General features: G+C 61.3%; 15 protein-coding genes. 2 read left to right on the forward strand and 13 right to left on the reverse strand.

Annotated elements, in window-relative coordinates:
* Positions 1–66 precede the first annotated feature (66 nt).
* The 12 genes from ACXX81_RS02130 to dksA form a co-directional block, all read right to left on the reverse strand.
* On the reverse strand, positions 67–3,000 hold the full coding sequence (locus tag ACXX81_RS02130; protein ID WP_458571134.1) for a DUF748 domain-containing protein: 2,934 nt from the start codon (positions 2,998–3,000) through the stop codon (positions 67–69).
* Positions 3,001–3,087: 87 nt separating this feature from the next.
* A complete protein-coding gene (locus ACXX81_RS02135) occupies positions 3,088–4,104 on the reverse strand; it encodes a class I SAM-dependent rRNA methyltransferase (protein ID WP_231422625.1) in 1,017 nt (338 codons plus the stop codon).
* Between the two features lie 93 nt (positions 4,105–4,197).
* The gene (gene pgi, locus ACXX81_RS02140; protein ID WP_209984893.1) at positions 4,198–5,862 is read right to left on the reverse strand and encodes a glucose-6-phosphate isomerase; all 1,665 of its coding nucleotides are present in this window, start codon (positions 5,860–5,862) and stop codon (positions 4,198–4,200) included.
* A 224-nt stretch (positions 5,863–6,086) separates the two neighbouring features.
* On the reverse strand, positions 6,087–6,938 hold the full coding sequence (gene panC, locus ACXX81_RS02145) for a pantoate--beta-alanine ligase (RefSeq protein ID WP_458571135.1): 852 nt from the start codon (positions 6,936–6,938) through the stop codon (positions 6,087–6,089).
* Entirely contained in the window at positions 6,935–7,735 is an 801-nt protein-coding gene (gene panB, locus ACXX81_RS02150) for a 3-methyl-2-oxobutanoate hydroxymethyltransferase (protein WP_209984887.1), read from the reverse strand. Before panB ends, panC begins: the two co-directional genes overlap by 4 nt.
* A gap of 351 nt (positions 7,736–8,086) precedes the next feature.
* Positions 8,087–8,572, reverse strand: a complete 486-nt coding sequence (gene folK, locus ACXX81_RS02155; protein WP_209984884.1) for a 2-amino-4-hydroxy-6-hydroxymethyldihydropteridine diphosphokinase — start codon at positions 8,570–8,572, stop codon at positions 8,087–8,089.
* Positions 8,573–8,574: 2 nt separating this feature from the next.
* Complete coding sequence (locus tag ACXX81_RS02160) at positions 8,575–9,981, reverse strand: polynucleotide adenylyltransferase PcnB (RefSeq protein ID WP_209984882.1); 1,407 nt, start codon at positions 9,979–9,981, stop codon at positions 8,575–8,577.
* 709 nt (positions 9,982–10,690) lie between these two features.
* Positions 10,691–12,118 (reverse strand): sigma-54-dependent transcriptional regulator, encoded by a 1,428-nt coding sequence (locus ACXX81_RS02165; protein ID WP_209984879.1) that lies wholly within the window; start codon positions 12,116–12,118, stop codon positions 10,691–10,693.
* 22 nt (positions 12,119–12,140) lie between these two features.
* Complete coding sequence (locus ACXX81_RS02170; RefSeq protein ID WP_231422629.1) at positions 12,141–15,095, reverse strand: sensor histidine kinase; 2,955 nt, start codon at positions 15,093–15,095, stop codon at positions 12,141–12,143.
* Positions 15,079–15,255 (reverse strand): hypothetical protein, encoded by a 177-nt coding sequence (locus ACXX81_RS02175; protein ID WP_003176118.1) that lies wholly within the window; start codon positions 15,253–15,255, stop codon positions 15,079–15,081. The genes ACXX81_RS02170 and ACXX81_RS02175 overlap by 17 nt, the downstream gene beginning before the upstream one ends.
* 62 nt (positions 15,256–15,317) lie before the next feature.
* Positions 15,318–16,205, reverse strand: coding sequence for a tRNA glutamyl-Q(34) synthetase GluQRS (gluQRS, locus tag ACXX81_RS02180; protein ID WP_458571136.1), 888 nt, complete (start codon positions 16,203–16,205; stop codon positions 15,318–15,320).
* 81 nt (positions 16,206–16,286) lie between these two features.
* Entirely contained in the window at positions 16,287–16,730 is a 444-nt protein-coding gene (dksA, locus tag ACXX81_RS02185; protein WP_003235002.1) for an RNA polymerase-binding protein DksA, read from the reverse strand.
* Between the two features lie 318 nt (positions 16,731–17,048).
* Here dksA and ACXX81_RS02190 point away from each other — a divergent pair, with 318 nt between their 5' ends.
* Both ACXX81_RS02190 and sfsA read left to right on the forward strand, forming a co-directional pair.
* Complete coding sequence (locus ACXX81_RS02190; protein ID WP_231422631.1) at positions 17,049–18,221, forward strand: pyridoxal phosphate-dependent aminotransferase; 1,173 nt, start codon at positions 17,049–17,051, stop codon at positions 18,219–18,221.
* A complete protein-coding gene (gene sfsA / locus ACXX81_RS02195) occupies positions 18,221–18,934 on the forward strand; it encodes a DNA/RNA nuclease SfsA (protein ID WP_209984870.1) in 714 nt (237 codons plus the stop codon). Before ACXX81_RS02190 ends, sfsA begins: the two co-directional genes overlap by 1 nt.
* On the opposite strand, the gene ACXX81_RS02200 is transcribed toward sfsA, so the two are convergent.
* Positions 18,931–19,248, reverse strand: a complete 318-nt coding sequence (locus ACXX81_RS02200; protein ID WP_057008752.1) for a Rieske (2Fe-2S) protein — start codon at positions 19,246–19,248, stop codon at positions 18,931–18,933. The genes sfsA and ACXX81_RS02200 overlap by 4 nt on opposite strands.
* Positions 19,249–19,292 lie beyond the last annotated feature (44 nt).

Consider the following 19,292-nt stretch of genomic DNA (forward strand, 5'->3'; position numbering starts at 1 on the left):
AATCAACTGACAGCCCGTTATCGAGAGCAACCCCCCTCCCACATTTGGATCTATAGAGGCCTCAGGTCACTCGGCATCCAGGTGCATCGGTGTGACTACGCGGCCGTCTTTCTCTGCCTGCCCCAGTTGAGTGTCGATGAAGTACACCCGGTCATCTTCAAGCTGCCCCTTGTCCACCAGGTAGTCCTTGATGGTACTGGCTCGGTCCTGACCCAGCTGACGCAGTAACACATCACTGGCGCTCCAGAACTTGAGCACACCGTCGCGCAGTTTTGCCGCGCGTTCGGCGTCACTCAAGCCTTTCCATTCAGCGGGCGGTTGCTGCTTGAGACGGGTGCGATAGATACCTTCAAGCAATGGCGCCTTTTCTTTCTCCGGTACTTCCAGCAGTGATGCCTGGGCGGGAACCTTGTCGCCACGGCGCTGCAGAATCTTGTAGTAGTTGTACTGGTATTCACGCTCCAGACGCTCGTGTGCCAGGAACGGCCCGTCGCTGCTGGCTGCCGCCGTACCTTCAATTTCCAGGCGCAGCGCAGGGCGTTCCTTCAAGGCCTTGGCGAGCGTGTTCAGCGCGCCTTCGGCATTCTTGTCCAGGTCACTGGAGCCTGCCGCAAACGACACACTGCCCAGATCCTCCGAACCGCCGCCTGTCACCAGCCCGCCAATGAACTTGAACGGCGCGGTGGCCGCACGGGCAACCAGGTTGCGCAGGGTCTGCCACACAATCGGCATCACGCTGAACTGTGGATTATTCAAGTCGCCGCTCACCGGCAACTCGAGGGAGATTCTGCCGTTGGTGTCCTTGAGCAGTGCAATCGCCAGACGAATCGGCAGGTCCACGGCATCGGCGCTGTCGACTTTTTCACCCAGTTGCAATTGCTCGACCACCACCTTGTTCTCGGCCTTCAACTGGCCCTTGGTGATCACGTAGTGCAAGTCGAGGTTCAAGCGGCCCTTGCGAATGCGGAAACCGGCGAATTTCCCGGAGTAGGGCGTCAACGTGGTCAGCTCGACACGTTTGAAGCTGGTGGCAATGTCCAGCGCTGCCATCGGATCAAACGGATTTACGCTGCCCTTGATGGTGACGGGTGCGTAGCGGTCCACCTTGCCCTTGATGTCGACACTGGCCGGTTTGCCCTGGCGACTGTCAATCGTGCCGATTTGTCCGTTGAGCTGCTGCACGGCGGTGGCGAAGTTGGGCGTGAGGCTGAAGTCGGCAAAGTTGGCCGAACCGTCATTGATCGCCACCTGGCCGATTCGGATGCCCAGCGGCTTGTCTTTGCTCGCTGCCGGCTTGGCCGACGACTTGGCACCATTGTCGGCCGGCTGCGGAATCAGCAGGTCATCGATGTTAGTGGTGCGGTCATCGTTGATCATGAAGCGCGCATAGGGTTGCAGCAGGTTGACCTTGTCGATCGACAGGCTGTCGCCGTGCTGATAATTCACGCCTTCGAGTACCAGGCGCTGCCATTTGAGAAAGTCGCGGGTCTTGAGGGTGTCGAGCGTGTGCAACTGGTCGACCTGCGCCCGGCCGGTGACCTGCAGCTTCAGCGGATCGGTGCTGGTGAGGTTTACATCCAGGTTGCTGCCGAGCATGCCGCTGCGCAGTTCCAGGCGGATGAACGGGCTGATGTAGGACTGCGCCACCCGCAGATCGATATCCTGGGTGTTTACCTTCAACTTCGCGCTGACCGGGTTGAGATTCACCTCACCGCTGGCCTGGAGTTTGCCCTGCTTGCCCAGGCCGCTGTCGAGCTTGAGGGTGAAGGGTTTCTGATTGAGGCTGTCGAAGTTCTGCACATCGACGTTCAGCGGGCCCAGCTCCAGCGCGACGGCGGGTTGAGCCTGACGGTCAGCCACATGCACCTGGTAGTTGCGCAGTTGCACGTCCTTGAGCAGCACTTGCCACGGTTTGCTCGGTGCGGCAGGGGCAGGCTTGGGCGAGTCGGCCGTCGCCGGAGCGCTGGCGGGTTCCGGCGCCCTGGCCGGTTTGTTCGGCTGACTGGCGAACAGTTTCTGCCAGTCCAGTTGCCCGTCGGCTTCGCGGGCGGCCCAGGTTTCCAGCTTGTTGCTGCGGATTTTGCCAACCACCACTTGCTGCCTGGCCAGGTCGACTGTGGTGTCACTCACGTCCAGACGCTCCAGGCGCACCAGCGGCCGGCCATCCGGGGCGTTGATGGCAAATGGCGCGATGCTGGCCGTGGTGTTGGTCAGTTTGAGTTCAGTTTCCTTGGCCAGGCTGAAGGTGTAATGCGTGTTGAAATTCAGCACCCCGTCTTCCAGCACCAGCGGCAAGGCATCACGCACATAGGGCCACCAGGCTTTCATCTTGCCATCGGTGACTTTCAAGGTGCCTTCAGAGGTGATGGGCACCAGGCTGAAATTGCCCTTCCAGTCGATTTGCCCGCCCGCAGGGCCGGCGGCCACCAGGGTCATGTCGGCATTGTCTTCAGGCAATGTGCTGAGGTTTTTCAGCTCGAAGTCGAGCTTGTCGTAGAGGAATTCGATGGGTTCGCTGGGGCGCAGGTCCTGAAAGTGCACGTAGCCACCGGCCAGCTTGACGCTGTCGATACGCAGCGGGAAGGGCTTGGCGTCCGGGTCTGTCGGGGTGGGCTCGCTGGGCGGCAGTTTGAACAGCTGCGCCAGGTTCAATGTGCCGGACTTGTCGAACAGCAGCTCGGTCTTGGGCTGGTCCAACTGCACATCCGCCAGGTGCAGCGCGCGGGTCCACAGGCTGTCGAGTTGCAGGTTGGCATAGAGGCGTTCAAAACCGACCTGCTCCTTGCCCGGTTCGCCGACTTTCAAGCCCCAGGCCGTCACTTCCAGGCTGAACGGGTTGAGTTCGATACGCTCCAGTCTTGCCGGCACCGTGGCGTAATGGGCCAGTTGCTGGTTGGCAATACGAAGCGCGATGCCCGGCAGAATCAGAAAACCCAGCAAGCTGTACAGAGCCAGTGCGGTCAGCAGTGCGCCAATGGCGCGGATCAATCCTTTGGACATGGGCGACGCCATCTATATCGAACAGGAGTGCCTTGGAGTATGGCACGGGTTATCGGTTCCGAAGCACCGAGCCTATTGGGAAAAGGACTACAACTGCAGGATCAGGGTCTTCAGGGGTGGCTGTTGATCCTGCGACGGAAAGTCGGCTCCCGGCGTCATGATTTGCCAGTCGCGTACCGGTCGCCCGGCTTTTTCGGCACAGCGCAGCACCTGCTCCCGCCAATCGTCCATGCCCACTTTTGCCAGGTTGTTGCAGCAGATCAGCACGCCATTGTCGGCGGTTGCCAGCAACGCCGGCTTGAGCAGGCTCTGGTAGTCGCGCAGCAGATCGACCGTGCCGAACGCACTCTTGGCCCAGGCGGGCGGATCGAGCAGCACCAGGTCGTACTGGCGTTGCTCCAGGCGCGGGTAAGCTGGCAGTGTGTGGCCGCGCCGCTGGGTGATGGGCAGACCGGCCAGTTGGCGAATCGCCGGAAAGTAATCGGACTGCACAAACGCCATGGTCGGCAATTGCGGGTTCAGCAGACCGTTCTCGCGACCGACCGCCAGGTTGCCCTCGGCAAAGTCCAGGTTGCACACCTCGCGGGCACCGCCGGCCGCCGCGCTCAAGCCAACACCGCAGGTGTAGGCGAACAGGTTCAGCACGCTTTTGCCGGCGCTGTGCGCCTTGACCCAGCCACGGGTGTTGCGCAGGTCCAGGAACAACAGCGGGTCCTGCCCGGCGTGGCGCCCGCGTACGCGATAATTGAGGCCCCATTCGTGGCCGACCAGGTCTTCCAGCGCCGCCGGCTCGGCGCGATACACCGTATCGTCACGGTCGATGCGCGAGTTGCCACGGGAGCGGTCGTTATACACCAGCAGCAATTCCAGGCCCATGAACTGATTGATCTGTTGATGCAGGTCCAGCAGGTCTGCGGTGTCCAGCGACTGGTGAAAGCTTTGCACCAGCAATTGCGGGCCATAGCGGTCGATAGTCAGGCCGCCGGCGCCTTCCTGGCTGCCGTGAAACAGTCGATAGCAGTCGGTGCCCTGGGCGTGCAGTTCGTTGATCAGGTCTTGGCGATGATCGAGGGCGGCGCGCAGCGCCTGGTTCAGGGGGGACATGGAGCGCGCCTTGCTGTAAATGAGGAAAACAGGGGCGGGGAGTTTAACAGCTAACCCCGGCCTGAGCAGGCCGGGGTCGCGTTGAGGCAGGTATCAGCCGCGATGACGACCGCGGAAGTAGTTGATCAGGCCTTGGGTGGACGCGTCCTCGGCCGAGGTTTCTTCGGCGCCGGTGAGGCGGTTGTAAACACCCTTGCCCAGCTCCTTGCCCAGCTCCACGCCCCATTGGTCGAAGGCGTTGATGCCCCATATCACGCTCTGCACGAACACCTTGTGCTCATACATGGCCACCAACGCGCCGAGACGACGCGGGCTGATGCGTTCGACCACAATGGTGTTGCTCGGACGGTTGCCCGGGATCACCTTGTGCGGGGCCAGCTTCTGCACTTCGTCCTCTGCGATGCCTTTGTCGCGCAGCTCGGCTTCGGCTTCACTGCGGGTCTTGCCGAGCATCAGTGCCTGGCTTTGCGACAGGCAGTTGGCATAGAGCCATTGATGGTGGTCGGACACCGGGTTGAAGCTGACAATCGGCACAATGAAGTCGGCCGGAATCAGTTGGGTGCCCTGGTGCAGCAACTGGTGGTACGCATGCTGGCCGTTGCAGCCCACGCCGCCCCAGATGACCGGGCCGGTGTCGGTGGCCACGGGTGTGCCGTCCTGGCGCACGCTCTTGCCGTTGGATTCCATGTCCAGCTGTTGCAGGTGTTTGGTGATGTTGCGCAGGTAGTGGTCGTACGGCAGGATCGCATGGCTTTGCGCTCCCCAGAAGTTGCCGTACCACACGCCCAGCAGGCCCAGCAGCACCGGCATGTTCTGCTCGAACGGTGCGGTCAGGAAATGCTGGTCCATGGTGTAGGCACCCGACAGCAGTTCCTTGAAGTTGGACATGCCGATGGCGAGGGCGATGGGCAGACCAATGGCCGACCACAGCGAATAACGGCCGCCGACCCAGTCCCACATCGGGAAGATGTTTTCTTCGCGGATACCAAAGGCCACCGCCGCCGCGTTGTTACTCGACACAGCGATGAAGTGGCGGTACAGCTCGGCTTCCGAGCCACCCTGGGCCAGGTACCAGGCGCGGGCGGCCTGGGCGTTTTTCAGGGTTTCCAGGGTGTTGAACGATTTTGACGAGACGATAAACAGCGTGGTCTCGGCGCGCAGCTTCATGGTCAGCTCGTGGAACTCGCTGCCGTCGATATTCGCCAGGTAGTGGCAACGCACGCCCTTATGGGCGTAAGACAACAGCGCCTCGGAGACCAGCTCCGGGCCGAGGAACGAACCACCGATGCCGATGTTCACCACGTCGGTGATCGGCTTTTCGGTGTAGCCACGCCACAGACCGTCGTGAATGCGGCCGACCAGGTCAGTGATCTGGTTCAACACCTTGTGCACGTCCGGCATGATGTTCACGCCGTTCACCGACAGCTTGTCGCCTACCGGGCGGCGCAGGGCGGTGTGCAGGGCAGGGCGGCCTTCGGAGGAGTTGACCGGTTCGCCGGCATACAGCGCGTTGATCGCGTCCTTGAGGCCCACTTCATCGGCCAGGCCCACCAGCAGGTCACGGGTTTGGCTGGTGATCAGGTTCTTCGAGTAATCGAGGAAAAGCCCACAGCTGCTCAGGGTGAACTGGGAAAAGCGCTGCGGATCGGCATTGAAGGCTTCGCGCATGCTGAAATCCTGCATGGCTTGGCGATGTTGATTGAGCGCTTGCCAGGCGGGCAGCGCGGTAACGTCATGAGGAGTGCGGTAGTACGCCATCGCTGCGGGTTTCCTTTTATTACGGGGACTGCCTTTAGGACACTTCAAAGCCCGGAACGTCCAGTCTTGTCGCAACAATTGGGTTGCGGACAGCGCTAACCTTAGCGCCGGGCGATTACATTAAACCTAGCGTGTCGATATGTCTTGGCTTTGTCTGCGCCGTGGCCGGTACTTTTTTATACCGGCACGGCGATCAGGGCAACAGGCGTGCTGCCTGGGCGGGGTCAGTTGAGGTTCAAATGCAGGTTATCGATCAACCGGGTGCTGCCCAGGAACGCCGCGACCAGAATCACAATGTCCTTGTCCTGCGTCGTGGCGGGGCGCAAATGCTCACCCTGGCGCACTTCGAGGTAATCCAGGCGCAACCCGGCGGCTTCGATCTGCCTCATTTGTTCGGCACGCAGGCTGGCGAAGTCATGGTCGCCGGCCTTGATGGCCACAGCGATGCGGCTGAGGCTGCGATACAGCACCGGGGCGATGGCGCGTTCCTGCTCGGAGAGAAAACCGTTGCGTGATGACAGCGCCAGGCCGTCTTCGGCGCGCACGGTGGGCTCGCCGATAATCTGGATCGGCATGTTCAGGTCATGCACCATGGCGCGGATGACCGCCAACTGCTGGTAGTCCTTCTGGCCAAACACGGCGATATCCGGCTGCACCATGTTGAACAACTTGCTGACCACCGTGGCGACGCCTTCGAAGTGCCCGGGACGGCTGGCGCCACAGAGGCCTTCGGAGAGGTGCGGGACGCTGACGCGGGTCTGGCCGGTCATGCCGCCCGGGTACATCTCCTCGACGGTCGGTGCAAACAGCAGATTGCAGCCGGCCTGCAGGAGTTTTTCCTGGTCGGCGGCGAGGGTGCGGGGATACTTGTCCAGGTCTTCATTGGCGCCGAATTGCAGCGGATTGACGAAGATACTCGCGACCACGAAGTCGGCTTGCTGCACGGCCTTGGTCACCAGGGTGGCATGGCCTTCGTGCAGGTTGCCCATGGTCGGCACGAAGCCGATGCGCTTGCCGGCGCTGCGGGCGTGAGTTACGGCAGCGCGCAGTTCACGCAGGGTTTTTACGGTGTTCATGCAGAAAATCCGTGTTCGGCGGCGGGGAAGGTCACGCCTTTGACTTCGGCGACGTACGCGCTCAAGGCTGCGTGAATGCTGTCCTGGCCGGCCATGAAGTTCTTCACGAACTTGGGCACGCGACCGGTGATCGACAAGCCGAGCATATCGTGCAACACCAGCACCTGGCCGTCGGTGGCGCAGCCCGCGCCAATGCCGATGACCGGCACGCTGACAGCCTGGGTGATTTCTGCGGCCAGTTCGCTGGGCACGCATTCGAGCAGGATCATGGCAACGCCGGCTTGCTCCAGGGCGATGGCATCGGCCCGCATCTGGCGCGCCTGGGCCTCGTTGCGACCCTGCACCTTGTAACCGCCGAGGAGGTTCACCGACTGCGGCGTGAGGCCCATGTGAGCGCACACCGGTACGCCGCGCTCGGCCAGCAGGCGGATCGACTCGGCGAGCCACAGCGCGCCTTCGACCTTGACCATGTGCGCACCGGCGCGCATCAACTTGCCGGCGTTGAGGAACGTCTGTTCGACGGTGGCGTAGTCCATGAACGGCAGGTCAGCGATGATGAACGCGCCTTTGTTTCCGCGCTTGACGCTGGCGGTGTGGTAGGCGAGTTCATCGGTGGTGACGGGGAGCGTGCTGTCATTCCCTTGAAGAACCATGCCCAGGGAGTCACCTACCAGCAACACTTCGACGCCTGCCTGGCAGCAGGCGTTGGCGAATGTGGCGTCATAGCAGGTCAGCATGGTGATTTTTTCACCTTTGAGCTTGAGGCTCTGCAAGGTGGTCAGGGTAATGTCTGGCATCGAAAGGGTCCTCGTTCAGGCGCTTGGAAACAGCGAGTAACGCGCGTGAGTCTTCGTTTATACAGGCGCACTGTCTTGAGAGCAGTGCTTATAAGGCCTGGATTGCGCCCTTCATTGCCGGGTTGGCGGCAGCGGGACGCCTATAGTCGTGAGGAGGACACGGGAAGTCAATTGGATGTGTTACCGCATTGTTACGAGGGCGGTGTTACCCCTGTTACTGACGCGATTCAGCAGGTTGAAGGCCGTGAAAATCACATGTGGGAGCTGGCTTGCCTGCGATGCAGGCACCTCGGTGTTCCGTTGGGCCGGGTCGATGCCTTCGCAAGCAAGCCAGTTCCCACTTTGACCGCGTCAGTTCTGGGGAATGCGTTCCAGGCCTTCGAACGGGCAAGTTGCCAGCAACTGGCTTAAAGGCTGGCCGTCCGGTAAATGGAAATTTGCCGGGGCCAATTCGGCCAGCGGATACAGCACAAACGCCCGCAGGTGCATTTGGTAATGCGGCACCTTGAGGCGAGGCTCATCGATCAGGTGATCGCCGAACAGCAGGATGTCCAGGTCGAGTGTGCGTGGCCCCCAGCGCTCAAGGCGCTCGCGGCCCTGATCGTTCTCGATGGCTTGCAACGCATCCAGCAGTTCCAGGGGCGCAAGGCTGCTGTTCAGGGCTGCTACCGCGTTGGTGTAGCGCGGCTGGCCGGGGAGCAGGGAGTCACTTTGGTAGAAGGCGGAGACACCGGCGACGGTGGTGTCTGGCAACTGCGCCAGCGCCTCGATAGCGCTGCGCAATTGCTGATCCGGGGCAGCGAGGTTGCTGCCCATGCCAATGTAGATACGTTCCACGTTTATTCGCCTGCGGCGCCCGAGGCATCGGCGCCGCTGCGTTTGCGCTTGCTGCTGCTACTGCGCCGACGCTTTTTGGGCGCAACGCCTTCGCCATCGCCTTTGCTGCCCAGGTCACGAATCATGTCGCGGCGCCCGCTGTCGTTGGCGTCCTGGTAATCGGTCCACCATTCGCCCAGGCCGTCGGTCTGCTCGCCGGCGCTTTCGCGCAGCAGCAGGAAGTCGTAGCCGGCACGGAAGCGCGGGTTGTCCAGCAGCATGTCGGCGCGTTTGCCACTGCGGCGTGGCAGGCGCTCCTGCATGTCCCAGATCTCGCGGATGGGAATGGTGAAGCGTTTCGGAATCGCGATGCGCTGGCATTGCTCGGTGATCAGCTCGTGAGCGGCTTCCTGCATCGCCGGAATGGGCGGCATGCCACGGTCCTGCAGGCGCAGTACGCGTTTGGGCAAGGCTGGCCACAACAGCGCGGCAAACAGGAACGCCGGGGTGACCGGTTTGTTCTGCTTGATGCGCAGGTCAGTGTTGGTCAACGCTTCGCTGATCAGGGTGTGGGTGTACGTCGGGTTGTATTCCAGGGCTTCGGCGCTGGCCGGAAACAGAGGATCGAACAGCTGCAGGTCGACGAGCATCTCAAAAGTGTCGGCCGCATAACCCGAAAGGAACAGCTTGAGCACTTCTTCGAACAGCCGCGCCGAAGGGATTTCGCGCAGCATCGGGGCCAGCTCGCGAATCGGTGCGGCGGTGTGTTTCTCGATGCCGAAATTCAGCTTGGCGGCAAAGCGCACGGCCCGCAGCATGCGCACCGGGTCTTCCTGGTAGCGCTGCGTCGGTTCACCGATCAGGCGGATCAGGTTGTTGCGAATATCGGGCACGCCATTGGCGTAATCGAGGATGCGCTCACTGACCGGGTCGTAATACAGGGCATTGATGGTGAAGTCGCGGCGCTGCGCGTCTTCTTCCAGCGTGCCATAGACGTTATCGCGCAGGATGCGCCCGCTTTCGTTGCGGGAGGACTGGTTGGTGTCTTCCTCTTCATCGTTTTGCGGATGACCGGCACGGAAGGTCGCGACCTCGATGATTTCGCGGCCGAAGTGAATGTGCACGAGCTTGAAACGGCGACCGATGATGCGCGCATTGCGAAACTCGGCACGCACCTGCTCCGGCGTGGCGCTGGTGGCGACGTCGAAATCCTTGGGCGTGATATTAAGCAGCATGTCACGTACGCAGCCGCCCACCAGATAGGCCTGGTAGCCGGCGTTCTGCAAACGTTCGACGATGTTCACCGCGTAGCGGCTGAACTGAGCGCGCTGCAATGAATGCTGATTGCTGTTAAGCACTTCAGGCGTGCTGCGAATGTGTTGCGTACGACGCACGGGAGAACGGAATGACTGGAACAACTTCTTCAGCATGGGATGCACTGTTTGAAGGAATGTTCGGCCATAACGAAGAATGACCGCATGATGGGCCGGGATTCTAGCATTTAGTCAGGGGATGGTGTAGGAACAAGCTGCAAGCGTTGCTTTGAAAGCTTCAAACGAATGCCTCAGGGGGTAAAACGCAGAAACTACAAGGGGAGCCGAAGCTCCCCCAGAAGTAGTTGCGTACTCTATTTTTATTATGGGTGTCGGGCTTTTTGTTTTTATTGATCGCCCTCGTCAGGAAGCTTCACCTTCATGACACTCCCAATCGGGAGCCAAGAGCAAACGGATTGCTTTGGTCGCTGTGTTGCTGATCTACGATCCAACCAGTTCAGGCTCTGCCTTAGGGCAGTTTTTGTTGTTCTCGGCCTGGTTGCGGGGCAAGCCCCAAATGCAACGCCTCTCCAAAAGAATCAGTTAGCTGCGCCTCCGCCGTGTTGTTTTTGTTATGCGTGAGTCGATTCGTCTTATTTTTATTGTCTTGTTCAGAGCTTGTTATTGTTTTTGTACTAAGCATATAGCAGGGTGCGTGCCAACTTTTGCGCCGCCCAGTAAAATCAGGGGGTTGAGGCGATTTCAGGGTTTTGGCGGACGAAAAAAAGCCGGGGCTTCGTTACCGTAAGCCCCGGCTTTTGTTACGCGAAATATCCGCGGTAACAGTTTTTTCACATCTGAGGGTGTTACCTGTGAGGGCGCCCCCTCAACTCTCGCTGGCAACCCCGGTCTTGCGTCGCGGAATACCCAGGCGCTGACGCCGTTCCCACAGGCATTTGCGGCTCACACCCAGCTTGCGCGCCAGTTCAGTCTCGGTCATGTGATCCTGATGCTCGAGCACGAAATGCTGAAAGTAATCTTCCAGTGACAGATCTTCAGTCGGTTCATGACTGGTGTTGCTCGCGCCCGATTGCGGCGCCAGACCGATGAAGTCGTCATCCTCCAGATCACTGAGTTCGATATCGATACCCAGCAGCTCGGCGGAAATTACCGGGCTCTCCGACAGGATGACCGCACGCTCCACTGCGTTCTCCAGTTCGCGCACGTTACCTGGCCACGAGTAGTGCCGAATCGCCTGCTCGGCGTCCGGGGCAAACGTCAGGTCGGTACGGTTGATGCGCGCACTCTGGCGCAGCAGGAACGCATTGGCGATCTCGTTGACGTCGGCGCCACGCTCACGCAGGGCCGGCAGCTTTAGGGCGATCACGTGCAGGCGGTAATACAGGTCTTCGCGGAACTGGCCGATCTTGGCCAGGCTCTTGAGATCGCGGTGGGTCGCGGCGATCAGGCGCACATCGACCTTCTGCGACTGCACCGAGCCGACGCGTCGAATCTCGCCTTCCTGCAATACCCGCAGCAACCGCGCCTGTGCTTCCAGTGGCAGCTCGCCAATCTCGTCAAGGAACAAGGTGCCGCCATCCGCCGCTTCCACCAGGCCCGCACGCCCGGCGCTGGCGCCGGTGAAGGCGCCTTTTTCGTGGCCGAACAGTTCGGACTCGATCAGGGATTCGGGGATCGCCGCGCAGTTCACCGAGATCATCGGCGCCTTGGCGCGCCTGGACAGGTTGTGCAGTGCACGGGCCACCAGTTCTTTACCGGTACCGGACTCGCCCTGGATCAACACGTTGGAGTCGGTGGGCGCCACTTTACGGATCTTGCTGTACAGATCCTGCATGGGCGGGCAGGAGCCGATGATGCCGATCTCGCCGTTGCTGTTGTCGACGCCCGGTTTTTCGGCGGTTTTGCCGGCAGGGCGCGGTTCGGCCGGTGTGCTGCCGGCCGACTGGCGGTCACGCAGGATACGCGCCACGGCCTGCAACATCTCGTCGTGGTCGAACGGCTTGGCGATGTAGTCCACCGCGCCCATCTTCATGGAGTCTACGGCCGAACGCAGGCTGGCGTAGCTGGTCATGATCAGCACCGGAGTGCCCTGGCCCAGCTTGATCAGCTCGGTGCCCGGTGCGCCGGGCAGGCGCAGGTCGCTGACAATCAGGTCGAACGTGGGAATGCTGAATCGCTCCTGCGCTTCCTGTACCGAGCCGGCTTCGCTGACCTGATACTGATTGCGCTCGAGCAGGCGACGCAAGGCAGAGCGGATGATGGTTTCGTCTTCGACGATCAAAATGTGCGGCATTGATTCAATTCTCTCGACGGTCTCAGTTCACAGCGGACGTCGCTTCGACATGACGCGGCAAGGTCACCCGTATACGGGTGCCGCGTTGGCTTTCAAGGTCAGCCGGGCTGTCGATGGTGATTTGTCCATAATGCTCTTCAACGATGGAATAGACCAGCGCAAGGCCCAGACCGGTGCCTTCACCGGGGTCCTTGGTGGTGAAGAAAGGTTCGAACAATCGGTCCATGATGTTCTGTGGAATGCCGCTGCCTTCGTCCTCCACGATCAGGTCGACCGTATGCTCGAAAGCTTCGGTCTTGACCCGCACCGCGCCGCCGGCGGGCGTTGCATCGCGGGAGTTGGACAGCAGGTTGATCAATACCTGGGCCAAACGTTGTGAATCGCCGTCGACCCAGTGTTCCGGGTCGCACAGGTTAAAGAACTGTACCTCGAAATTGCGCCGGTTCAAGGCCAGCAGCCCAATGGCATCCTGGGCTACTTTGGCCAGGCACACCGCCTCGTCCTGATTCTGATGGGCGCCGGCATGGGCAAAGCTCATCAGCGACTGCACGATGCGCGACACGCGCTTGGTCTGCTCAAGGATCTGCCCGCTGATCTCGGTGATTTCGCCGTCTTCCTCGCGCTCTTCGCGCAGGTTTTGCGCCAGGCACGCGATACCGGTAATCGGGTTGCCGATCTCGTGGGCCACGCCGGCGGCCAGGCGACCAATGCTGGCCAGGCGCTCGGAGTGCACCAGTTTGTCTTCGAGCATCTGGGTGTCGGTCAGGTCTTCCACCAGCAGCACCAGGCCGCTGTTGCCGGGGGCCAGGGGTTCGTCGATGGCGGCTTTGTGCAGGTTGAGCCAGCGGGTCTGGCCGTCGAGGGCCAGGTGCTGCTTGTGCAAGTGCTCGTCGGGCAGGTTGATAAAACCCTGCAATAACGCTTTCCACGGATCGCCGAGCGTATTGAGGCGCGAGCCCACCACCCGTTGCGCGGCAATGCCGGTGAGTTCTTCCATGGCCTTGTTCCACATCAGAATTTCCTGATCCTTGGCCAGTGAGCACACGCCCATTGGCAATTCCTGCAAGGTCTGGCGGTGGTAACGGCGCAGGGCATCGAGTTCGGCGGCAAGGCCGGTTAAACGCGAGTGGTAGTCCTCCAGCCGGCTCTCGATGAAGTGGATGTCTTCGGTCACGTAGTTTTCGCCGCCGGCCTTGTAGGGCAGGAAGGTTTCCACCATGTCCTGGGACACGCTGGGGCCCATCAGGCCGGACAGGTTGGCCTCGATACGGTCGCGCAGGCGGCGCAAGGCATAGGGGCGGCGTTCGTCGAAGGGCAGATAGAGGTCGCGCAACGCCTGTTCGACTTCCTTCTGCGCCGCCTTGGCACCCAGCGGCTTGGCCAGTTGGGTGGCGAACTCCTGGGGCGAGGCCGCGTGCAATTCGCGGCGTTGCGGGCGGCGTACGTTGTCCACCGCGCAGGCTTCGGCGGCGCTGGTTTCTTCGGGGCTGGCATTGGTGAACAGCGAGATCAGCGTGAACATCAGCACGTTGGCCGCCAGCGAGGCAATCGCCGCCATGTGCCAGCTGGTGTCGTCGAGCACGTAGATCATGTTCAGCAGCGGGATGTAGAAGCCCTGCAGGTTGCCGACCAGCGGCAGCAGCATGGTCACCACCCACACGAGGATGCCCGCCAGCAGCCCGGCGATAAAACCGCGACGATTGGCGGTCGGCCAGTACAGTACCGACAACACGCCCGGCAGGAACTGCAAGGTGGCGACGAAGGCAACGATGCCCAGGTTGGCCAGGTCCTGGCCGGCACCCAGCATCAGGTAGAAGCCATAACCGGCCATGATGATCGCGACGATCAGCGCGCGGCGCGTCCACTTGAGCCAGCGGTAGATATTGCCCTCGGCCGGTGGCTGGTACAGCGGCAGCACCAGGTGGTTGAGCGCCATGCCCGACAGCGCCAGGGTGGTGACAATGATCAGCCCGCTGGCCGCCGAGAGGCCGCCGACATACGCCAATAACGCCAGTGCCGGGCTGTTGGCGGCGATGCCGATGCCGAGGGTGAAGTATTCCGGGTTGGTGGTGGCCCCAAGCTTGAGGCCGGCCCACAGGATCAGCGGCACCGCCAGGCTCATCAGCAGCAAGAACAGCGGCAGGCCCCAGCTGGCGCTGACCAGCGAGCGCGGGTTGAGGTTTTCGGTGAAGGTCATGTGGTACATGTGCGGCATCACAATCGCCGAGGCGAAGAACACCAGCAGCAGCGTGCGCCACGGGCCTTCCTGCAGCGGCGTGTGCAGGGCGGCGAGGGCGGTCTGGTTTTGCAGCAGCCACAGTTCCAGCTGTTGCGGGCCGTCGAATACGCCGTAGAGCGCGTACAGGCCGACACCGCCGATGGCGATCAGCTTGATCACCGACTCGAAGGCAATCGCAAACACCAGGCCTTCATGTTTCTCGCGGGTGGCGATATGCCGTGAGCCGAAGAAAATCGTGAACAGCGTGATCAGCGCACAGAAGGCGAGAGCCACGCGGTGCTGCACCGGCTCGCGGGTGAGAATGCTGATGGAGTCGGCTACCGCCTGGATCTGCAGGGCCAGCAAGGGCAGCACGCCGATCAGCATGAAAATGGTGGTGAGCGCGCCGGCCCAGGTGCTGCGAAAGCGGAAGGCGAACAGGTCGGCCAGGGACGACAGCTGGTAGGTGCGGGTGATTTTCAGGATCGGGTACAGCAGCACCGGCGCCAGCAAAAAAGCCCCGGACACCCCCAGGTAGCTGGAGAGAAACCCGTAGCCGTACTGGTAGGCCAGGCCGACGGTGCCGTAGAACGCCCAGGCGCTGGCATACACGCCCAGGGACAAGGTGTAGGTCAACGGATGGCGAATAATCGCCCGCGGAATCATTCCGCGCTCACTGATCCAGGCGACGGCGAACAGCGCTGCCAGGTAGGCGGCGCTGATCAGCAGCATCTGGGTGAGGCTAAAGCTCATCGGCATCTTTTTGGCTCTGCAGGATGAAAGTCACGACGATCAGGATCAGCCACAGCAGATAAGGGCGATACCAGGCGCCCGTGGCGTCGATCCACCAATCCATGATGGCGGGAGAAAACAGGTAAATCCCGACGACCAGCAGCAGGACCAATCGATAGATGTACATGTTGGCCTCTGATTAAAAAACTGTCGCGATGGTAACGGATGCCGGGCCGGCTGCAAGCGCCTTCAACTCAATTGCGCTTCGGCCAGGGTGAGCGTGCGCGGGATCAGCAGCGGATCCCAGTGCCGGATGCCCCAATCCAGCAGTTCCCGTGGGCTGGCGTGAAGCAGTTCGTCACCGGGTTGCTGGCCGAGGGCGCGCAAGGCGCGCAGCAGCAGCGGCGTTGCCTGGTCTTGCGTCAGCGGCGGTGAACGGTAGGATTTACCCAGCTTGTTGCCGTCCGGCTGCACGATCAGCGGCACATGCAGGTAGCGCGGTTGGCGCAGGCCCAGCAGTTCCTGCAGGTACAGCTGGCGCGGCGTGGAATCGAGCAGGTCGGCGCCGCGCACGATGTCGGTCACGCCCTGCCAGGCATCGTCGAGCACCACCGCCAGTTGATAGGCGTACAGACCGTCGCGGCGGCGGATGACGAAATCGCCAGCCTCGCGGCCCAGGTGCTGTCGGAATTCGCCTTGAACGCGGTCGGTAAAATGGTAGGCAAGCTCGGGCACGCGCACGCGGATCGCGGCGTCCTGCTGGTCGTGCCCGGCATTGCGGCACAGGCCGGGGTAAATCCCGTTGTAGGGTTCCAGCTGTTTGCGTGAGCAGGTGCACGCGTACGCCAGGCCATGGTTGAACAGGTCGTTCAGCACCTTGGCGTAGGCTTCGTGCCGCTCGCTTTGTCGGACCAACTCGCCATCCCATTCGAAGCCATAGCTTTCCAGCGCGTGCAGGATCGCGGCCTGGGCGCCAGGTTCTTCGCGGGGAGGGTCGAGGTCTTCCATGCGCATCAGCCAGCGACCATGGTTGGCGCGGGCGTCGAGGTAGGAGGCGAGGGCGGCGACCAGGGAGCCGAAATGCAAGTGGCCGCTGGGCGTGGGGGCGAAACGCCCTATATAGGTAGAGGCTGTCATGGGCCGGATACTACTGGAAACAGGAACGCCAGATACACAAATGGGGCGTTTGCACGCCCCATTCGTTCAGTTCGGCAGCAATTACTTGCCGACCTGTTTTTCCTTGATTTCAGCCAAGGTCTTGCAGTCTACGCACAGGTCCGCGGTTGGGCGGGCTTCCAGACGGCGAATACCGATCTCGACGCCGCAGGATTCGCACCAGCCGTATTCCTCGTCCTTGATCAGTTGCAACGTTTTGTCGATCTTTTTGATCAGCTTGCGCTCGCGATCACGGGCGCGCAGCTCCAGAGCGAACTCTTCTTCCTGGCTGGCACGGTCGGCCGGGTCAGGGAAGTTGGCTGCTTCGTCCTTCATATGGTCAACGGTACGGTCAACCTCCTGCATCAAGTCCTGTTTCCATTTGTTCAGGATCTTGGTGAAGTGCTCGCGCATGGGCTCGCCCATGTACTCCTCGCCCTTTTTTTCCACATAAGGGTCGAAGCCGCCGAGGCCTTGAGTCTGCTGTTGCTTTGCTTGGGTGGACATGAATAGACCGCCTCTCACTCTTCTAATCCATTGCGCAGGATTGCAACGTCACCGACACCTGCCGGCCCTGCGGCTGCAAGCGGGCGAACTTACCAGATAGATTCGGGGTGCGCCACTCCCGGTTGTCGAGGCATCTCGACAGGGCTGCCAACCGCTGCAGCCCGCCATGGTAAGGCGTGGAGCGCCTCGAAGGTTGATTTTAGTCGTTTTGCTGGCATGTGCTGGCCCATCTTGGGTGGCCGAACAGGCAATAGAGCATGTATTAACGCAAGGGTTCGGTAGAATCCTGACTTTGTTCTCACGCTTTAAGGAAGGCTAATGGCCCAGCCCTACAGTGCGCGCAGCCGCGCCATCGAACCGTTTCATGTCATGGCGTTGCTGGCGCGAGCCAATGAGCTGCAGGCGGCGGGCCTGGATGTGATTCACCTGGAAATCGGTGAGCCGGATTTCACCACTGCTGAGCCCATCATCCAGGCCGGCCAGGCCGCGCTGGCCAATGGCAAGACACGCTATACCGCCGCCCGTGGGTTGCCCGAGTTGCGTGAGGCCATCAGCGGGTTTTATCAGCAGCGCTACGGATTGAACGTAGACCCTGAGCGCATTCTGATTACGCCCGGTGGCTCCGGCGCCTTGTTATTGGCCAGCAGCTTGCTGGTCGATCCTGGCAAGCACTGGCTGTTGGCGGACCCCGGCTACCCCTGCAATCGACACTTTCTGCGCCTGGTGGAGGGTGCCGCTCAACTGGTGCCGGTTGGGCCGGACGTGCGTTATCAACTGAACGCCGAGCTGGTGGCCAAACACTGGGACCAGGACAGCGTAGGTGCCCTCGTCGCATCGCCGGCCAACCCGACCGGCACCCTGCTCACGCGGGATGAGCTGGCCGGGCTGTCCAGTGCGATCAAGGCGCGCAATGGGCACCTGGTGGTGGATGAGATCTATCACGGCCTGACCTACGGCACCGATGCCGCCAGCGTGCTGGAAGTTGATGATGAAGCATTTGTCCTGAATAGTTTTTCCAAGTATTTCGGGATGACCGGCTGGCGCCTCGGTTGGCTGGTGGCGCCGCCCGATGCGGTGGCGGATTTGGAGAAGCTGGCGCAAAACCTCTACATCAGCGCGCCGAGCATGGCCCAGCATGCTGCGCTTGCCTGTTTTACCCCGCAAACCCTGAGCATTCTGGAAGCGCGCCGCGCCGAGTTCGGCCGCCGCCGTGATTTCCTGCTACCGGCCCTGCGCGAACTTGGCTTTGGTATCGCAGTGGAGCCGGAGGGGGCGTTCTATTTGTACGCCGATATCAGCGCATTCGGCGGCGATGCCTTTGCGTTCTGTCGGCATTTCCTCGAGACCGAACACGTGGCGTTTACGCCCGGACTGGATTTCGGCCGCTACCAGGCCGGTCATCATGTGCGTTTTGCCTACACGCAAAACCTCGATCGCCTGCAGGAGGCGGTGGAGCGCATCGCCCGTGGCTTGCGGAGCTGGCAAGGCTGATGCGCTTTTATCCTCCCCTTGAAGAAGCGCGGCTGATTCGCCGCTACAAGCGTTTTCTCACCGATATCGAGACCGTTACCGGCGAGTTACTTACTATTCACTGCCCGAACACCGGTTCGATGCTCAATTGCATGGTCGAGGGTGGGCAGGTCTGGTTCAGCCGCTCCGATGACCCCAAGCGCAAGTTGCCCGGCACCTGGGAAATCGCCGAAACACCTCAGGGCCGGCTGGCGTGCGTGAATACGGCGCGTGCCAATCAATTGGTCGAGGAAGCGCTGCACGCCGGGGTGATCAGCGAGCTCAACGGGTTTACCGCGCTGAAGCGAGAGGTGCCGTACGGTCAGGAGAAAAGCCGGATCGACTTTCGCCTGGAGTATCCGGAGGGGGCGGCGTATGTCGAAGTCAAAAGCGTCACCTTGGGCTTTGACGGTTCGGCGGTAGCGGCGTTTCCCGACGCGGTGACCCAGCGTGGCGCGAAGCACTTGCGCGAACTGGCACACCTGGCGCGCAGCGGGGTGCGTGCGGTGCAACTGTATTGCGTGAATCTTTCCGGGATCGAAGCGGTGCGGCCTGCCGTGGAAATCGACGCCGGCTATGCTGGCGCCCTGCGTGAGGCCAAGGCGGCGGGCGTCGAGGTGCTGGCCTACGGGGTGAGGGTGACCCACGAAGAAATCGTGGTGGACCGCAGACTCCAGGTGCTGCTCGGCGATTAGAGTTGCACCCACAGGCCGTGTTCGTCTTCGCGGCCGGGCAGCGCTGTGAGGCTTTGACCTGCACAAGGCCCGGCGATGCACTCGCCACTTTCGATGAGAAATAATGCACCGTGGGTGGCGCACTGGATCAAGCTGGCGCTCTCGTCGAGGAAGCGATCAGGCTGCCATTCCAGCGGGATGCCGCGATGAGGGCAACGGTTGATATAGAAGTAGGCGATGCCATCGCGGCGCACGGCCAACAGCTTGCAACCGTCTATTTCAAAACCGAGGCTGCTGTCGGGTGCGAGGGTATCGGAGGGGCAGACGAACTTCATTTCAATTCTCAAGTGCCTTGACGTCCAAATGAAAACAATTATCA

Source organism: Pseudomonas sp. GNP013 (genome assembly GCF_054343995.1).